The organism is Pseudomonas flexibilis, from assembly GCF_000802425.1.
In the GTDB taxonomy this organism is placed as follows: domain Bacteria; phylum Pseudomonadota; class Gammaproteobacteria; order Pseudomonadales; family Pseudomonadaceae; genus Serpens; species Serpens flexibilis.
On the sequence record NZ_JRUD01000008.1, the window covers coordinates 57976 to 74101 of the forward strand.

18 protein-coding genes and 1 tRNA gene are annotated in these 16126 nt (G+C 67.1%); 3 read left to right on the top strand and 16 right to left on the bottom strand.

Annotated elements, in window-relative coordinates; genetic code table 11:
* Position 1 precedes the first annotated feature (1 nt).
* The 15 genes from SF06_RS06735 to dapA form a co-directional block, all read right to left on the bottom strand.
* Positions 2-592 (bottom strand): type II secretion system protein, encoded by a 591-nt coding sequence (locus SF06_RS06735; protein WP_367401662.1) that lies wholly within the window; start codon positions 590-592, stop codon positions 2-4.
* A complete protein-coding gene (locus tag SF06_RS18885; RefSeq protein ID WP_039560418.1) occupies positions 589-1032 on the bottom strand; it encodes a pilus assembly FimT family protein in 444 nt (147 codons plus the stop codon). The genes SF06_RS06735 and SF06_RS18885 overlap by 4 nt, the downstream gene beginning before the upstream one ends.
* A 102-nt stretch (positions 1033-1134) precedes the next feature.
* Positions 1135-1590 (bottom strand): type II secretion system protein, encoded by a 456-nt coding sequence (locus SF06_RS18830; protein ID WP_039560420.1) that lies wholly within the window; start codon positions 1588-1590, stop codon positions 1135-1137.
* Positions 1591-1626: 36 nt separating this feature from the next.
* Positions 1627-2109: a prepilin-type N-terminal cleavage/methylation domain-containing protein gene (locus SF06_RS06750; RefSeq protein WP_039560421.1), complete on the bottom strand. Its 483-nt coding sequence runs from the start codon at positions 2107-2109 to the stop codon at positions 1627-1629.
* Positions 2106-3350, bottom strand: coding sequence for a type II secretion system F family protein (locus tag SF06_RS06755; RefSeq protein WP_039560423.1), 1245 nt, complete (start codon positions 3348-3350; stop codon positions 2106-2108). The genes SF06_RS06750 and SF06_RS06755 overlap by 4 nt, the downstream gene beginning before the upstream one ends.
* Positions 3350-5065, bottom strand: coding sequence for a GspE/PulE family protein (locus SF06_RS06760; RefSeq protein WP_039560424.1), 1716 nt, complete (start codon positions 5063-5065; stop codon positions 3350-3352). Before SF06_RS06760 ends, SF06_RS06755 begins: the two co-directional genes overlap by 1 nt.
* Positions 5062-6669, bottom strand: coding sequence for a pilus (MSHA type) biogenesis protein MshL (mshL, locus tag SF06_RS06765; RefSeq protein WP_039560425.1), 1608 nt, complete (start codon positions 6667-6669; stop codon positions 5062-5064). The genes SF06_RS06760 and mshL overlap by 4 nt, the downstream gene beginning before the upstream one ends.
* Positions 6666-6995, bottom strand: a complete 330-nt coding sequence (locus SF06_RS06770) for a general secretion pathway protein GspB (protein WP_234703311.1) — start codon at positions 6993-6995, stop codon at positions 6666-6668. The genes mshL and SF06_RS06770 overlap by 4 nt, the downstream gene beginning before the upstream one ends.
* Positions 6988-7629, bottom strand: coding sequence for a type II secretion system protein GspM (locus SF06_RS06775; protein ID WP_027591228.1), 642 nt, complete (start codon positions 7627-7629; stop codon positions 6988-6990). The genes SF06_RS06770 and SF06_RS06775 overlap by 8 nt, the downstream gene beginning before the upstream one ends.
* Entirely contained in the window at positions 7622-8224 is a 603-nt protein-coding gene (locus SF06_RS06780) for a PilN domain-containing protein (RefSeq protein ID WP_039560428.1), read from the bottom strand. Before SF06_RS06780 ends, SF06_RS06775 begins: the two co-directional genes overlap by 8 nt.
* Entirely contained in the window at positions 8224-9099 is an 876-nt protein-coding gene (locus tag SF06_RS06785) for a type IV pilus biogenesis protein PilM (RefSeq protein WP_234702669.1), read from the bottom strand. Before SF06_RS06785 ends, SF06_RS06780 begins: the two co-directional genes overlap by 1 nt.
* Positions 9100-9783: 684 nt before the next feature.
* Positions 9784-9873 (bottom strand) — tRNA-Ser (locus SF06_RS06790).
* A gap of 100 nt (positions 9874-9973) precedes the next feature.
* On the bottom strand, positions 9974-10849 hold the full coding sequence (locus SF06_RS06795; protein ID WP_039560524.1) for a phosphoribosylaminoimidazolesuccinocarboxamide synthase: 876 nt from the start codon (positions 10847-10849) through the stop codon (positions 9974-9976).
* A gap of 86 nt (positions 10850-10935) precedes the next feature.
* Positions 10936-12021, bottom strand: a complete 1086-nt coding sequence (gene bamC, locus SF06_RS06800; protein WP_039560430.1) for an NlpB/DapX family lipoprotein — start codon at positions 12019-12021, stop codon at positions 10936-10938.
* A 21-nt stretch (positions 12022-12042) separates the two neighbouring features.
* Positions 12043-12921, bottom strand: a complete 879-nt coding sequence (gene dapA, locus SF06_RS06805) for a 4-hydroxy-tetrahydrodipicolinate synthase (protein WP_039560431.1) — start codon at positions 12919-12921, stop codon at positions 12043-12045.
* A gap of 169 nt (positions 12922-13090) precedes the next feature.
* On the opposite strand from dapA, the gene SF06_RS06810 reads away from it, so the two are divergent.
* A complete protein-coding gene (locus tag SF06_RS06810; protein WP_039560433.1) occupies positions 13091-13648 on the top strand; it encodes a glycine cleavage system transcriptional repressor in 558 nt (185 codons plus the stop codon).
* A 10-nt stretch (positions 13649-13658) separates the two neighbouring features.
* Entirely contained in the window at positions 13659-14135 is a 477-nt protein-coding gene (locus SF06_RS06815) for a peroxiredoxin (protein ID WP_039560434.1), read from the top strand.
* A gap of 161 nt (positions 14136-14296) precedes the next feature.
* Here the strand turns inward: SF06_RS06815 and SF06_RS06820 are convergent, their stop codons facing one another.
* Positions 14297-14545, bottom strand: coding sequence for a sulfurtransferase TusA family protein (locus SF06_RS06820; RefSeq protein WP_039560436.1), 249 nt, complete (start codon positions 14543-14545; stop codon positions 14297-14299).
* A 110-nt stretch (positions 14546-14655) separates the two neighbouring features.
* Here SF06_RS06820 and SF06_RS06825 point away from each other — a divergent pair, with 110 nt between their 5' ends.
* Positions 14656-16092, top strand: a complete 1437-nt coding sequence (locus tag SF06_RS06825) for a M48 family metalloprotease (RefSeq protein WP_039560437.1) — start codon at positions 14656-14658, stop codon at positions 16090-16092.
* Positions 16093-16126 lie beyond the last annotated feature (34 nt).

Here is a 16126-nt window from a genome sequence, read left to right on the forward strand (position 1 = left end):
GTCAGTATTCCGTCCGATAGCCATCGAGGCTCAGTGTGCCTCCGGCCGGGTCGGTGACGGTGACGCGGATATGCAGGGCCGTGACTTTATGCCCGATCGGCCCCAGGCCTTCCGTCCCGCTCCGGGCGGCGATGTCCACTTCCACCCGGTAGTTGTCCAGCCCCCGAATCACATCGTTGTTCATATCCCGGGGCGGACGGTCGTCCAGATCGTGGTAGTCCCGCACATCGTTGAAACAGGCTCGTCCGGTGCAGGGATCTGGGGCGGATGCATAGTCCTGCAACAGAATCTCTTCCAGATACCCCTCGGCAATCGCCAGGCTCTGCTGGCGCAGCATGGGATCGGCGGAGCGAACGGTGATCGAGGCCATGGCGCTGAACAGCGCGGTGGCGGCGATGCCAATGATGACGATGGTGAGGATCAGTTCGACCAGGGTCATGCCGCGCTGGCTGGCCGCATGGCTGGCACCCGGGCCCGCCACCGGCGGTCGGAGCTCGCAAGGAACCGTGGGAGCGGACTTGTCCGCGATGCGGTGCGCACCGAACCCAGCAGCTCGCGGACAAGTCCGCTCCCACAGGGGGCGCATACTCATGGCGTCACCTCGACAAAGCCCGTTTCGTGCACGGTCATCATGAAGGTGCCCCCGACGGTGGTGCTGTGTTGCTTACTCGTGCCGCCGCGGGCGTCGAAGACCACCTTCAGCGCCGGGACCACGGACACACTGCGTGGGTTGCCGGCCTGGTAAGGACCGCCGGCCGGGTCGGCGACCGACGCCTCAGGCGCCAAGCCGCCGCAGGTCGAGTGATGCAGCAGCCGGTAGCCCGCACTGTCCAGCTCGACACGGATCGGGCAACCGGAGGCCACGGCCACCTTTTGCGCATAGCGCACGGCGGCCAGGGCCTCCTCGAAATAGACCCGCTCGTCGAAGACATCACGGGAAAAGAAACGCGGCCCCGCCACGGCGGCAAGGATGCCGATGACGACCATCACCAGGATGAGCTCGACCAGGGTGAAACCGCGTTGTGTGTTCATAAGGCATGAACCCGACGTGGGGTGGTCAAGACGCAGCCTTGGCCACCGTGGCGTCCGCGCGGTGGACAGAAACACGCTGCCCACCTATCAGCTACCAAAGAATTAGCAGTCATCGTCCACTGCGATGCTTGCCGGAGTAACGGGATCCGTACTCGTATCAGCAGCGGTGTAGGTCACTTTGCAGGTACTCGCAGCGGTAGCCTCGCCACCATTCGGTGCGAAATACAGGACGCCGGCAGACCCAGCAGCGTCGGCGGAAACTTCCACGCCATCTACTTGTGCAGCAGCAACGATGCCCGCCCGAGTCGCCGCCGGGTAGCCACCGACCATGGCGATGGTTACCCCTTCCAGAACTACCGGGCCAGTTCCTGCCAACTCCGCAGCATGCGCAATCGCCGCCGCCGAACGCAGGCTACCAGCAACGCCTTCCACCGCTGCTACCCGCGCCTGCCCCCCAAAATCCGCAAACCGCGGCAACGCAAACGCCGCCAGAATGCCCAGCACCACAATCACCATGATCAGCTCGACCAGGGTGAAACCACTCTGTTGCTTCTTCATATACAGCTCCCCCTTTGGGTGTGTTTAAAACAAATGTCATTCGGCGACGGTGACCGCGCCGGTTCGGGTGTCGTACTCGATGCGTCGCTTGTCGTTCTGGTAGCGGTAGCGACACAGCGGCGCAGCGAATTCGCTGAGGTAGGCGGCGCTGCCGCGCACGGCCACGCTGGGCGCGGAGCCGAGCAGCACGCCGCGCCAGAGCTCGGCGCAGCCTTGCGCGCCGGGGCCGGAGGCGGTTGCCACCGGCCAGCCCAGTTCGTTGACGTCCACGTCGCCATTGCCAAAGCCGGCCACGTTGTTCAGTCCGCCGCGTCCGCTAGCGCGGTTCAGTTCCCACTGGGCGCGCACCATGGCCACGCCGGCGGCCAGGGCGCCGGCGGTGCCGTTGACCGAGGCGGCCTGGGCATCGCCGGTGGCGCTCATCAGGCGCGGCAGCGCCACGGCGGCGAGCAGGCCGACGATGACGATGACCACCACCAGTTCCAGCAGGGTGAAGCCCTGTTGCGCGTACCGGCTCATCGCACCCCCTTGGTGGCGGCGGAAAGTTCCCACATGGGCAGGAACACGCCGAGCGCCAACACCAACACCATGCCGCCCATGGCGACGATGAGGATCGGTTCGATGGAGTCGGCCAGGCGCTTGAGGTCGTAATCGACCTCCTGCTCGTAGAAGTCCGCGACCTCGATGAACAGGTCATCCAGGGCGCCGGTCTCCTCGCCCACCGCCAGCATCTGCAGTACCAGCGGGGTGAACAGGCCGCTGGCCACGGCGCCACGGGTCAGGGATTCGCCGCGCTCCACGCCGTCGCGCATGGCCAGGATGGCCTGGCCGATGTGGCGGTTGCCCACGGTGTTGCTGTTGATGGCCAGGGCCTGCAAGAGCGGCAGGCCGGCGCGGTACATCATCGCGAAGGTGCGGGTGAAGCGTGCCAGGGCGATGCGCTCGAAGATGCCGCCGACAATCGGCAGGCGCAGCTTGTAGCGGTCCCAGAGGCGCGCGCCGGGCTCGGTCTGTAGCCAGCGCAGCAACAGCACCAACCCGCCGGCCAGGGCCAGGGCGATCAGCCACCACCACTGCTGGGTGAACTCGGAAAAGCCGATAAGGATGCGCGTGGGCAGTGGCAGCTCGCTCTTGAATTGGGCGAACACCTTGGAGAACGCCGGGATCACCAGCAGGTTGATGACCACCAGCGCCACGCCCATGGCCAGCAGCACGAACAGCGGGTAGCGGGTGGCCTGCTGGATGCGCTTGCGGGTTTCGCGCTCCATGTCCAGGTAGCCGGCCAGCTGCTTGAAGGCCAGGTCCAGCTGGCCGGTGTTCTCACCGACGCTGACCATGCTGATGAACAGCGGCGTAAATACCCTGGGATGGCTGGACAGCGCCACACCCAGGCCGTTGCCGGCTTCCAGGTCGGCGCGCACGGCGCGCAGCACTTCGCCGAAAAAGGGGTTGCGGGTGGAATCGGCCAGTCCGCCCATGGCGCGCAGGATCGGCACGCCGGCCTTGCTAAGGCTGTGCATTTGCCTGCAGAAGATGATCAGTTCCTCCAGCGACACCCGCTCGCGGCCCAGCAGACGCCTGAGCTGGCGCAGCACATCGGTGTCGCCGCCCACGGCGGATTCGGCCTGGGCCTCGATGGTCAGCGGCGTGATGCGCTCGGCCAGCAGCTCGCCGGCCAGCGCTTCGGCGCTCGCCGCCTGGCGTACGCCGCTGACCTTCTGGCCCTGGGCGTCGCGACCGGTGAAGCGGAACGCGGCCATCAGTCGAATTCCTCCACCAGACTGGCGCTGACGCGGAACACCTCATCGACGCTGGTCAGCCCGGCCAGGGCGTAGTCCAGCGCCACCGCGGCCAGCGGACGGTAGTGGGGTTGCCGGCGCGCCGCATCGACGAACGCCTGCGGGTCGTTGCGGCGCAGCGCGGCGGCCATGGCGGCGTTGACTTCCAGCAGTTCGTAGACGCCGATGCGCCCGAGGTAGCCGGTGTTGTGGCAGTGATGGCAGCCGCGGCCGCGCACGAAGCACCGACCGTTCAGCGGCCGGCCATGGATGACTTCCAGCCAGCGTTGCTCACGCTCCTCGGGCGCGTGCTCCTCGCGGCAGTGTTCGCACACGCGGCGCACCAGGCGCTGGGCCAGCACGGCGTTCAGGGCATTGGCGACCAGGAACGGCTCGGCGCCCATGTCGATCAGGCGCAGCGGCGAGGTCAGCGCGTCGTTGGTGTGCAGGGTGGACAGCACCAGGTGGCCGGTCAGCGCGGCGCGCAGGGCGATCTCGGCGGTCTCGCCATCGCGGATCTCGCCGACCAGCACGATGTCCGGGTCCTGACGCAGCGCGGCGCGCAGCACGCGGGCGAAGGTCAGCTCGATCTTCGGATTGACCTGCACCTGGCTGATGCGCGGCAGGCGGTATTCCACCGGGTCTTCCACGGTGATGATCTTGGTTTCGGCGCTGTTCAGCTCGGCCAGGCCCGCGTACAGCGTGGTGGTCTTGCCCGAGCCGGTCGGGCCGGTGACCAGCACCAGCCCGTGGGGACGGCGCAGCAGCTGGCGGAAGCGCTCGAGCATCTCCACCGGCATGCCGGTGCCGTCCAGGCTGAACACCCCGGCGCTCTGGTCGAGCAGACGCAGCACCACCGATTCGCCGAACTGCACCGGCAGGGTCGAGACGCGCACGTCCAGGTTGCGGTTCTTTACCCGGATGTTGAAGCGGCCGTCCTGGGGCAGGCGCTTCTCGGAGATGTCCAGGCCGGCGAGGATCTTCAGGCGCATGACCAGCGCCGAGGCGATGCGGGTTTCCTTGATCAGTTGCTCGTTGAGCACGCCATCGATGCGCAGGCGCAGGCGCAGCACCTTGTCGTCCGGCTCGATGTGGATGTCCGAGGCCTTCATCTGCACCGCGTCCTCGAACAGCGTCTGCAGCAGGCGCACCACCGGGGCGTCCTGGTTGTCCTGGCTGATGCCGCCGAAGTCGAAATCGGCTTCCTCCAGGCGCTCGTCCAGCTCGCCGGCCAGCGAGGCGATCTCGCTGCTGCGCCGGTAGATGCGGTCCAGCGCGGCCAGCAGGTCGGCCTCCAGCACCACCGCCGGATGGACACGCTTGCCCAGCAGGCGCTCGGCCTCGTCCAGCGCATAGAGGTTGAGCGGATCGGCCATGCCCAGCAGCAGGCCGTCGCCCTGGCGCGACAGCACGATCACCCGGAAACGCCGCGCCACCGCCTCGGGCAGGCTCTGGGTCAGGGCCGGGTCGAACTTGTAGTGCGGCAGCTCGACGAACGGGATGCGCAGCTGCTCGGACAGCGCCTTGAGCAGGCGCGTCTCGCTGATGAAACCGAGGTCGACCACCGCGCGGCCGAGCTTCACGCCGGTGCGCTTCTGCTCCTGCAAGGCACGCTGCAGCTGGGCGTCGTCGATCAGCCCGGCCTCGATCAGCAAATCACCGAGCCGCACGCGGCCCTGGCGGAAATCCTGGTTCATCGCCGGCCGCTCTCGTCGAAGGAGCGCGCACTGCTCTGCAGCACCTCGTGCCAGGTCTGGTCGCCGACCACCAGCGGACGCATCAGGATGACCAGCTCGGTCTGCGTGGAGACCTTGCGCTGCTGCTTGAACAGCCAGCCGAGCCCGGGCAGGCGGCCCAACCACGGGACCTGCGCGTCGGTGTTGTCGGCGCCGTTCTCGATCAGGCCACCAATTACCACAACCTGGCCGCTGCGCGCGCGCACGATGGAGTCGGACTGGCGGGTGGTGGACAGCGCCAACGGCAGCAGGAAGGTGTTGCTGGAGCTGCCCAGCTGGATGCTCTTGTTCTGGTCCTGAACGCGGCTGACGGTGGGTCGCACGTGCAGGGTGACCTGCTCGCGCTCGTCGATCTGCGGCGTCACGTCCAGGGAGATGCCGGAGAAGAACGGCGTCAGGGTGATGTCCAGGTCCGGGGCGGTGCCGCCGCCGGCCAGGGTGGTGGTGGTGGTGGACACGTCGGTGACGAAGAACTCGTCGGTGCCGACCTTGATCACCGCCTTCTGGTTGTTCAGCGTGGAGATGCGCGGGCTGGACAGCACGCGCACGTCGCCCTGGGTTTCCAGCAACTGCAGGATGCCGTCGAAATCACCGACGCTCAGCGCCGCGCTGAACACCCCGCCGATGCCCTGGGCGCCGGCCAGCTCGGCACCGGCCAGGGCCACACCGAAGCGGCTGTTGCGCTCGCGGCCCAGGTCGCTCCAGCGGATGCCGGCCTGGAATTCGTCGGTCAGGCTGACTTCGAGGATCTTGGTTTCCAGGATCACCTGGCGCTGCAGGTTGCGCTGCGCCTTGTCGAGGAAGTCGGCCACGCTCTGCTGGTCGGCGCTGGAGGCGCGCACCACCAGCAGGCCGGCCTGCGGGTTGACCACCACGCTGTTGCCTTCCTCGATACCGATGATCATCGCCACCACGGCCTGCACTTCCTTCCAGAAGTCGGCGTTGCTGCTGGTCAGCAGGTGGCTGGCGCTCACCGTACTGGCGGTGCTGCTCGTGGTGGTGCCGGCGGCGCCGGCGCCGATGCTGTCGCTGGTGGTCACCTGGCCGGAGCTGACCCGGGTGTCGCTCATGCCCTGGCGCTGCACGTTCAGGTAGTTGAGGTCGTAGGTACGGGTGATCGCCTGGTTGGGCTGGATCTGGTAGCCGTAACTGGTGCGCCGGAAGTCGTAGCCATAGCCGTCGCGCACCGCGGCCAGCACTTCCGGCAGGGTGACCTGGCGCAGGCTGAGGGTGATCTCGCCGCTGACCTGCGGCGGCACCAGGATGTTCTGCCCGGCGCTGTCCATCAGGCTGAGAAAGAAGGCGCGCGCCGGCATGTCGCTGACCAGCACGTCGAAACGCGGCGCAGCGGCGCTCGGCGCAGCGGGCATGGGCGGTTCGACCGGGGCGCCGCGCGTGGCCGGCAGCGGTGCCTGCAGGGCGGCCTGGCTGTGGGCGAGGCTGTCCTGGAAGGACCGGGCGGTCTCGTCGGCCAGGCGCCGTTCACCGTCCGGGAAGGATTGGCAGGCACTGATCAGGACGAACAGGCCGAGCAGGCCGAAGCGCGGGGCAAAGGAAAAGATCATGGCGTGTTTCGGCTCGGAGTCAGAAGGGGAGAAACCAGTTGCAGGGTGCTGCGCCGCCCCTGGCGCTCGACGCTCACCGAGCGCGCGCCGATGGCCAGCACGCGGGCACCGTCGACGCGATCACCGACTCGCAGGGTCTGGCCGTTGATCACCGCGCGCGCACTATCGGCGGTGCGCAGGATGGCCTGCAGGCGCAGCGGTTCGAGAATCGGCGCGGGCTGGTTGGCAGCGGCCGGCAACGCCTGGCGCGGCGGCAGGGTCGGGTCGGCGGCGAACAGGGGAATGCTCATTAGCGACAGGGCGAGGGACAGGCAGGACCTAAACACCGAGCCACCCCGCATGTCGGCTGAGGGTATAGAGCTCCAGGCGGATGCTCGCCTTGCCCGGCCCGGCTTCGCCGACCCGGTAGTCCAGGCTGTTCCAGTGCAGTTGCCAGCCACTGGCCTGCACGGCTTGCAGGTAGGCGAGCAGGTCGAAGTAGCCGCCTTCCAGGGTCAGGCGCAGGCCGTGGCGATAGAGCACCGAGGGGGCCTGTTGCGCATCCGGCAGGCTGAGCGGGGCGCTGAAACTCTGCAGCTCCACCAGACGCAGGCCGGATTGGCGACGCAGCAGGTCTTCCAGCAACTTCTGCATGTCGGTGGGCGAGATCAGCCGGGCCGTGCCGCTGTCGATCCCGGCGAAGATCGCCTCGCGTCGGGCCTCGGCCTCGCCGATGGCCTGGCGATAGCGGGGGTTGGGGTCGGCGGCCAGGCGTTCATCCAGCTGGCGCATGGCCGCCTGCGCCGCCGCAATGCCCTGCTCCACCTGGCGCAGGCGTTGCTCCTGGGCAACCGTACGCGCCGCCAGGGGCGCGGCCAGCCACTGCACGTACAGCAGACCAACCAGCGCCAGGCCGACCAGATACATCAGCCACTGCTCACGCGGCGCCCGCTGGCGCCAGAACTGCACGAGGCTATTCATCGCCCGGCTCCTGCTCGACCTGCGAAGCCAGGCTGAAGCGCAGCAGACCGCTGTCTTCACGCTGCACCTGCAGTTGGGCGAACTCACGGCCCTGCAACGCGGGGCTGCCACTCAGGCTGGCCAGGTAGCGCGGCACCTGGGTCTGCTCCTGCGCCAGGCCTTCCAGACGCAGCAGCTGTCCGCCTTCCCGCATGCGGATACGGGTCAGCCACAGCCCCTGGATGTGCCGGTCGGCCAGCCCGGCCAGAAGCGGCGCGAAGCCCGCGCGATGCTGGGCTTCCAGGGACAACAGGTGGTCCACCAGCTGCTGGAGGCGCTGGTTGCCGGATTGCAACTCGGCCAGCCGCTCGCTCAGCCCGCTGTCCAGTTGCGGCTCGCGGAAGCTGGCCTGGCGGTTGAGCAGCTCGGCTTCCACGGCACGGGACTGCTGCTCGGCGCGCGCCAGGGCCTGGCTGCCGAGGTGGCTGCGCCACAGCGTCCAGCCGCCATGCAACAGCAGCAGACACGCCAGCACGGCAAGGCCCAGCAGCATCTGCCGGGGGCGCGGACCCGACGACTGGGGCGTTTCCGGCTGGTAGAGGTTGATGTTCTGCATCAGGCGGCATCCTGGCGCAGCGCCGCGCCGATGGCGCCCAGGCATTGCACCTGCTGCAGTTCGGCCAGCTCGGCGGCCGGCTGCCCAGGGAACAGCTCACGCAGATCGACCACCTGCAGCGGCGTGGCCAGCCCGTAGGTCAGCTCTGTGCGAGCCTCGGCGGCCTTGTGCTTCATGGGCAGCAGCAGGATGCGGTTGAGCCGGCCGGCGCCGATCTGGCTTTCGAAGTAATCCAGGCTGCGCTGGATCTCCAGGGTCATGTTGGCCAGGTCGTCGACCCCGCCCCGCGCGCCCTGCTCCAGGCGTCGCGCCATGTACAGGTCGGCGCCCTTCTGGATGCAGATCATGCTTTCCGTGGTGCGCAGGCGCAGCACGGCGATGTTAAGGTCCGGCGCCCCGGCCAGCAGGCCAAGGTTGCGGTAGGCCATTTCCGAGATGTCGATGCTGGTCAGTCGCAGGCCGCTGCCACGCAGCCAGGCGGCGTACTGGTTCATCTGCGCCTTGCCCAGTACGGCGCAATAGGCCATGCGCATGCGCCCGCGATAGGCATCGGCCGGCAGCGCGAAGCAATCCAGCACGACCTGGTCCAGCGGCTCGCCGAGCATGTCCTTGACGCGCCAGCGCATGGCGTCGCGCAGCTCATCGGCGGGAACTTCGGGGGCTTCGAGGAGGAAGGTACGGTAATCGGCGGAGTGCAGCACCAGGTTGGCGGGCAGGCCGGACAGGCCGAGCTCATCGACCAGCGCCTTGAGCACGGCGGCACGCTCGGGCAGTTCGGCTTCGCGATACACGCAATGCAGCAGTTCAGGTGCCTGGCCTGCACGCCTGCGCACCTGCGCAAGCGCAATGCCCTGATGACTGAATTCCAGGCCCACCAGTCCGTCTGGCAGGGGCTTCGTCCTTTTCAACCACGCCACTGAGGCTACCTGTCAAAGACCGTTTCGCACCACGCCTTCCTGCGCGTGCTGCGAGCGACTACTGCTGACGATGCGGCCTGCCAACCTTGCGACCGAAAAAGGGCCACTACACAGCGAACCGGGCCTGGTTTTCGCCATTGGTGCCTGCCCTGACCGGCAACACCGACAACAAACGCGTCTGGAACGGGGTTTCCAGCCGTCCAACGCAGACCTCGAACTGTGAAGCGGCGCACATTTTCGTTCAGCGCCGGTTATTTGTCGATAGCTCGAAAACAGAGGAAAAGTGTCAATTTGCTATCTCATAGCCATTAGCGATGAGCAAATTTCCTTTTACATCAAGGGGTTATGGCGAGTTGACACCTTTGAACGGTCAGGCTGCCCGCCAGGTTGGCTATCGGAAGAAAAAAGTCGACAGGTTCAAATCTGGAAAACCGAGGGCAGCTCGCGATGCAAATGTTCTCGGTACTGGGGCAGTTGCCGTGCAACCCCGCATGGCGAACAACGGGCGAGGATCGTCCAGAGATGAGCCACGCTGGCCATGACGGTGCCCGTTGATCCAGTGGCCGGCTTTCGACACCTGGGTTCCGGAAAGCAAAAACCCCTGAAATTCGCTAGGAAAATCAGGGGCTCAGGCTTGATGTATGGCGGGGAGATAGGGATTTGAACCCTAGGTGCCCGTGAGGACACAACGGATTTCGAATCCGTCCCGTTCGACCACTCCGGCATCTCCCCAGAGGTCGGCGCGCATCATACCAGCTGCGGCGCATTTGTCTAACCCCCGACGCAAGTTTTTCGCTCGCATTTCAAGCGCTTGCACTGCGCCGGGAAAGGTTCAGTCCTCGCCGGTCAGGCGGGTCAGCGCTTCGCGGTACTTGTCGGCGGTCTTCTGGCAGACCTCGGCGGGAACCTTGGGCGCCGGCGGCTGCTTGTTCCAACCGGTGGATTCCAGCCAGTCGCGCACGAACTGCTTGTCGAAGCTCGGCGGGTTGCTGCCTTCGGCGTAGCTGTCGGCCGGCCAGAAGCGGCTGGAATCCGGGGTCAGCGCCTCGTCCATCAGGGTCAGGGTGCCATCTTCGTCCAGGCCGAACTCGAACTTGGTGTCGGCGATGATGATGCCGCGGGTGGCGGCGTAATCGACGGCGGCGCTGTACAGGGCGATGGCGGTGTCGCGCACCTTGGTGGCCAACTCGGCGCCAATGATCTCCTCGCAGCGCGCGAAGGAGATGTTCTCGTCATGGTCGCCCACGGCTGCCTTGGTGGACGGGGTGAAGATCGGCTGCGGCAGCTTGGCGGCCTCCTTCAAGCCGGCCGGCAGCGGAATGCCGCAGACGGTGCCGCTCTTCTGATATTCCTTCCAGCCCGAGCCCACCAGGTAACCGCGCACGATGGCCTCCACCGGTACCGGTTTGAGGCGCTTGGCCACCACGGCGCGACCTTCCACCAGCGGCAGCTCGGCAGCCGGCACCACGTCCTCGACCTTGTCGCCGGTGAAGTGGTTGGGCACCAGGCCCTTGAGCTTGTCGAACCAGAAGTTGGAGATGGCGGTGAGGATCTTGCCCTTCTCCGGGATCGGCTCCTCAAGGATCACGTCGAACGCCGACAGGCGATCACTGGCGACCATCAGCATGCGCTTGTCGTCGATCTCGTACAGGTCGCGGACTTTGCCGGAGTAGAGTTTCTTCAGGCTCAGGGCGGTGGGTGTGCTCATGTCGAAAAAGGTCCGCATCATCGGAAAGAAAACAGGCGAAACCGCGCTGCGGGGTTTCGCCTGGGGTTCGAGCTGAAACGCGGGTTTCAGTTCAGATTGCTTTGGATCTGCCCCAGCACGCGCTGGGCGATGTCCTTGGGTGCCAGGGTATCGGCATCCTGCTCCAGCGAGACCTGCACGCCATTGCCCAGTCGGGTCAGGCGCACCTGGTAACGCTCGCCGGCGGCTTCGTCACTGCCGAACAGGCGACCAAAGAAGCCGGGCTTCTCGCCGGGCTTGCGCGCATCGCCGGACAGGTTCAGGTAATACAGGCCCAGGCTGCGGTTGAGGTCGTCGATGCGCAGGTCGGCGCGCTCCAGGGCGCGGCCGATGCTCGACCAGCTGCGGTCGAAATCGGCCTCGACGTTCAGTACCGGATTGCCGCTGCCATCCTCGCCGGCGGTGACCCGCACGCGGCTATCGGCGCTGCGCGCGGCCAGGGACACCGAACCGCCCTGCCCCGCGCCACGCTCCAGGCCGGCCAGTAGCTCGTCGAGCAGCGCGCTGTCCAGCGCCTGGTTGGCCGAGCGGCTGGGGAAGCTCAGGTTGGCCGTACTGTCCGCCGGGCGTTCCACGGCAGCCAGGAAGATCTCGCTGGTGTTGCGCTGCACGCCCGGCTCGATGCGCACCCGCACCCGCACCTGGGCATCGGGAGCGGCGACCGTCACGCGGCCCCCCAGGCGGCGGCTCAGCTCCGGCGACAGGCGATCGTAACGCTGCCAGGCGGTGATGAACTCGCCGGTCTGTGGCCGCTCTTCGGCAATCGCCAGGCCGTTGCGCTCGAAATACTGACGGGCCAGCGGCCAGACTTCCGCCGGCGGGCGCAGCGCCAGCAGCCAGCGCGCATCACCGCTCTTCTGCAGGCTGAACTCGCCGCTGTCCGGACCAGCGGCCAGGGCTTGCGGGCGCGGCGTCTCGAACTCGTCGTCGCGCGCGGCCAGCGACGGAATCTGGGTCGGAATCGGCAGCAGAGGATCCAGGTGCTTGGCCTGGACGCCCTCAGGCAAACGCATCGGCGCGGTCTGTTGCGCCTGCAGGTAATCGCTGCCGCGATCGCGGAAGCCCAGCCAGCTGCAACCGCCAGTGCCGGTGATGATCAGGGCGAGTGCGGTGAGTCCGGCCAGTCGCTTCATGCGTTTCGCTTCCTTGGTCTGTTAGGCCAGCATGCCGGTCTGACGCAGGGCCTGGCGCAGCGGTTCGTGGCAGCGCTCGCTGAGCCAGGTGAGCGGCAGGCGGATGCCTTCCGGGATCAGGCCCATCTCGTGCAGCGCCCACTTCACCGGAATCGGGTTGGACTCCAGGAACAAGGCCTTGTGCAGCGGCATCAGGCGGTCGTTGATGGCGCGGGCGATGGCGGCCTCGCCACGCATGGCGGCGGCGCACAGGTCACTCATGGCGCGCGGTGCGACGTTGGCGGTCACCGAGATGTTGCCCTTGCCGCCGAGCAGCATCATTTCCACGGCGGTGGGGTCGTCACCGGAATACACCAGGAAATCCTGGCCGACACGCTCGAGCACTTCGCGGGCGCGCTGCAGGTCGCCGGTGGCTTCCTTGATGCCGATGATGTTCGGCACGCGGGACAGGCGCTCGACGGTTTCCGGCAGCATGTCGCACACGGTGCGACCCGGCACGTTGTAGAGAATCTGCGGGATGGCCACGGCTTCGGCGATGGCGCGGAAGTGGCGGTACAGGCCTTCCTGGGTCGGCTTGTTGTAATACGGGGTGACCAGCAGGCAGGCATCGGCGCCCACGCCCTTGGCCAGCTCGGTGAGTTCGATGGCTTCGCGGGTGCTGTTGGCCCCGGTGCCGGCGATGACCGGGATGCGACCGTTGACCTGGTCGACGACGCGACGCACTACTTCGATGTGTTCGTCCACGGTCAGGGTGGCGGACTCGCCGGTGGTACCCACCGCGACGATGGCGTTGGTGCCTTCCTGCAGGTGGAAGTCCACCAGTTTGCTCAGGCTGTCCCAATCCAGTGCGCCCTGCGCATCCATGGGAGTGACCAGCGCCACCATGCTGCCCGAAATCATCTACCACCACTCCTGCCAGAAAAGAGAGGGGCCAATGGTACTGTCGGCCCCGGCCTCGCACAAGCGAAGTTCCGGGGGCCCGCCATTCCTTTGGGCGGCGCTTTTCGCTACCCTTTCGCCCTCGTTTCGACGCCTTCGGCGTTGTCTTCATCTGCGTTAGGAAGCCTGCATGTCCACCCCGCCCGTTCGTGAACAATTTCTGGTTGTCAGCGCCCTCGGCACCAACCCCATGACGCTGACCAGCGTGTTGTACCGGGCCTGCCAGGAAAGCCGCTGCGCAGTGACCTCCACGCAGCTCAGCCGCCACGGCGAATGCAGCGTGCTCACCCTGCAGGTCGGCGGCAGCTGGGACGCCCTGGCCCGCCTGGAAGGGACCCTGCCGTCGATCGCCAAGCGTCACGACTTCACCCTCAATGTGGTGCGCAGTGTGCCGCTGGAAGTCCGCCCGCAGGCGCTGCCGTACGTCGCCTACGTGAGTGCGGCCTATCGGCCGGACATCCTCGGCGAGCTCTGCCAGTTCTTCACCGATCACCGCATCGAGCTGGAAAGCCTGAGCTGCGACACTTACCAGGCGCCGCACACCGGCGGCACCATGCTCAACGCCACCCTCAACGTCACCCTGCCGCCGGGCACCCAGATCAGCTGGCTGCGCGACCAGTTCCTGGATTTCGCCGATGCCCTGAACCTCGATGCCCTGATCGAGCCGTGGCGCCCGAACAACCCGTAAGGAATCCGCCATGACCGTCAGCCTCGACCAGCCCGTCCCCGACTTCCAGGCCCAGGCCACCGGCGACCAGACCGTCCAGCTGAGCGCCCTCAAGGGTCGCCAGCTGGTGCTGTATTTCTACCCGAAGGACAGCACCCCCGGCTGCACCACCGAAGGACAGGGCTTTCGCGATCGCCACGCCGAGTTCCTGGCCGCCAACACCCTGGTGTTCGGCGTGTCCCGCGACGGCCTGAAATCCCACGAGAACTTCAAGGCCAAGCAGGGCTTCCCCTTCGACCTGATCTCCGACAAGGATGAGCAGCTGTGCCAGCTGTTCGAGGTGATCAAGCTGAAGAAGCTCTATGGCAAGGAATACCTGGGCGTCGACCGCAGCACCTTCCTGATCGACCAGGACGGCGTGCTGCGCCAGGAATGGCGCGGCGTGAAGGTGCCGGGCCATGTAGAGGCGGTACTGGACGCCGCCCGGGCGCTGCACGAAGGGCGCTGACTCCTGTGGGGCGGCTGGCGCTGCTCCGGGCCGCCAATGCGGTGTACGCCGATGCGGCGTCTCGGTGGCCAACGCGTTGCGTTGACCACCCTACGAACAGGCCGGTGCAGCCGTAGGGCGGTCGGCGCTTTTCCGGCCGCCGACCCACTGGGGCTGAGCGCTTACCCCTTGCGCAACCAGTAACGGAAAACCCCCGCCTCCTCTTCCTCGCGCACCAGCTCATGCCCGGCCAGGCGCGCGAAGGCACGAAAATCGCGCTGCGAACCGGCATCGGTGGCGGTGACCTTGAGCACCGCGCCGCTGGGCAGGCGGTTGAGCTCCAGCTTGGCCTTGAGCAACGGCAGCGGGCAGTTCAGGCCGCTGGCGTCCAGTTCCGCATCGCAGGCCGGGGCCTGCACTTGGTCAGTCATTTCACACCTCTGCGCAGTGAGCGGGCGAGAATACCCAAGCCCCGGCGTGGCTGGCCAGCGACGCCGGGACAAGGCTACAGTTAGCCCCCGCGATTCGAGCGAGTACCCGCATGACTGCCCCGCGCCCCACTCTGCTGCTTGCCGTCTGCCTGGCCCTGAGTCCGGCGGCGCACGCCAACGACCTGCCGTCGCTGGGCGATGCCAGCTCGGCCATAGTCGCCCCAGAACAGGAGTACCAGCTCGGACGCGCCTGGTTGAGCATGCTGCGCGGCCAGGTCTCGCAGCTGTCCGACCCGCTGCTCAAGGACTTCGTCGAACGGCACGTCTACCGCCTGGCCGAGACCAGCCAATTGCAGGACCGGCGCCTGGAGTTCGTGATCCTCGACAGCCCGCAGCTCAACGCCTTCGCCGTGCCGGGCGGCATCGTCGGCGTCAATGGCGGCCTGTTCCTGCACGCCCAGACCGAAGCCGAGTTCGCTTCGGTGCTCGCACACGAACTGGCCCACCTGTCGCAGCGCCATTACGCGCGCGGTCTGGAAGCGCAGCAGCGCATGCAGCTGCCGCTGATGGCCGCCATGCTCGCCGGCGTGGTCGCTGCGGCGGCCGGCGCCGGGGATGCAGCCATCGCCGCCATCGCCTCCGGGCAGGCCGCCGCCATCCAGAGCCAGCGCAGCTTTTCGCGGCAGAACGAGCAGGAAGCCGACCGCATCGGCCTGAGCAACCTGCGCAACGCCGGCTACGACCCGCGCGGCATGCCGAGCATGTTCGAGCGTCTGGCCCGCCAGTACCGCTACGACGCCAAGCCGCCGGAGTTCCTGCTCACCCACCCGCTGTCCGAATCGCGGGTGGCCGACAGCCGCAACCGCGCCGAGCAGACGCCGGCCGGCGGCAAGACCGACAGCCTGGCCTACCAGTTGATGCGCGCCCGTACCCAACTGCAGTTCGAGAGCACCCCGGGGCTGGCCACCAAGCGCTTTCGCGCGCAGCTGGAGGAAAGCCCGCAGCATGACGCCGCCCGCTACGGCCTGGCCATCAGCCTGCGGCGCGCTGGGCAATTGGAGGAAGCCGGCAGCATCCTGCAACCACTGCTGGACAAGAGCCCGGACGACATCGTCTACAACCTGGCGCGCATCGAGCTGGACATGGATGCGCGGCGCTACAGCCAGGCCACCCAGCGACTGGAACGGCTGCTCAAGGCGCACCCCGGCAACTACCCGCTGCTGCAGATGCAGGTCGAACTGCTGCTCGCCCAGTCACGCCCAGCGGAAGCCGAGGCCATTCTCGACCGCCTGCTGCGCGAGCGGCCCAAGGACCCGGACATCTGGTATCAGGTCGCGGAAGTGCGCGGCCTCGCAGGCAACATCATCGGCGTGCACCAGGCGCGCGCCGAATTCTTTGCCCTGGTGGGCGACTACGGACAGGCCCTGACCCAACTGGACTACGCCAAGCGCCGAGTGATCGGCAATTTCCCGCTGACCGCACGCATCGAAGCGCGGCAGGACGAGTTGCGCACCGAGAAGCGGCTGCTGGAGGAGATGCTCAGGTAGGCCGCCGCCGCGGCACCGAATCGGCGGCCGGAAA

Excerpts from the sequence above, each read along its gene's own strand:
- SF06_RS06735 (WP_367401662.1), bottom strand. The coding sequence starts at position 592 with ATGAGTATGCGCCCCCTGTGGGAGCGGACTTGTCCGCGAGCTGCTGGG.
- SF06_RS18885 (WP_039560418.1), bottom strand. The coding sequence starts at position 1,032 with ATGAACACACAACGCGGTTTCACCCTGGTCGAGCTCATCCTGGTGATG.
- SF06_RS18830 (WP_039560420.1), bottom strand. The coding sequence starts at position 1,590 with ATGAAGAAGCAACAGAGTGGTTTCACCCTGGTCGAGCTGATCATGGTG.
- SF06_RS06750 (WP_039560421.1), bottom strand. The coding sequence starts at position 2,109 with ATGAGCCGGTACGCGCAACAGGGCTTCACCCTGCTGGAACTGGTGGTG.
- SF06_RS06755 (WP_039560423.1), bottom strand. The coding sequence starts at position 3,350 with ATGGCCGCGTTCCGCTTCACCGGTCGCGACGCCCAGGGCCAGAAGGTC.
- SF06_RS06760 (WP_039560424.1), bottom strand. The coding sequence starts at position 5,065 with ATGAACCAGGATTTCCGCCAGGGCCGCGTGCGGCTCGGTGATTTGCTG.
- mshL (WP_039560425.1), bottom strand. The coding sequence starts at position 6,669 with ATGATCTTTTCCTTTGCCCCGCGCTTCGGCCTGCTCGGCCTGTTCGTC.
- SF06_RS06775 (WP_027591228.1), bottom strand. The coding sequence starts at position 7,629 with ATGAATAGCCTCGTGCAGTTCTGGCGCCAGCGGGCGCCGCGTGAGCAG.
- SF06_RS06780 (WP_039560428.1), bottom strand. The coding sequence starts at position 8,224 with ATGCAGAACATCAACCTCTACCAGCCGGAAACGCCCCAGTCGTCGGGT.
- SF06_RS06795 (WP_039560524.1), bottom strand. The coding sequence starts at position 10,849 with ATGAGCACACCCACCGCCCTGAGCCTGAAGAAACTCTACTCCGGCAAA.
- bamC (WP_039560430.1), bottom strand. The coding sequence starts at position 12,021 with ATGAAGCGACTGGCCGGACTCACCGCACTCGCCCTGATCATCACCGGC.
- dapA (WP_039560431.1), bottom strand. The coding sequence starts at position 12,921 with ATGATTTCGGGCAGCATGGTGGCGCTGGTCACTCCCATGGATGCGCAG.
- SF06_RS06810 (WP_039560433.1), top strand. The coding sequence starts at position 13,091 with ATGTCCACCCCGCCCGTTCGTGAACAATTTCTGGTTGTCAGCGCCCTC.
- SF06_RS06815 (WP_039560434.1), top strand. The coding sequence starts at position 13,659 with ATGACCGTCAGCCTCGACCAGCCCGTCCCCGACTTCCAGGCCCAGGCC.
- SF06_RS06820 (WP_039560436.1), bottom strand. The coding sequence starts at position 14,545 with ATGACTGACCAAGTGCAGGCCCCGGCCTGCGATGCGGAACTGGACGCC.
- SF06_RS06825 (WP_039560437.1), top strand. The coding sequence starts at position 14,656 with ATGACTGCCCCGCGCCCCACTCTGCTGCTTGCCGTCTGCCTGGCCCTG.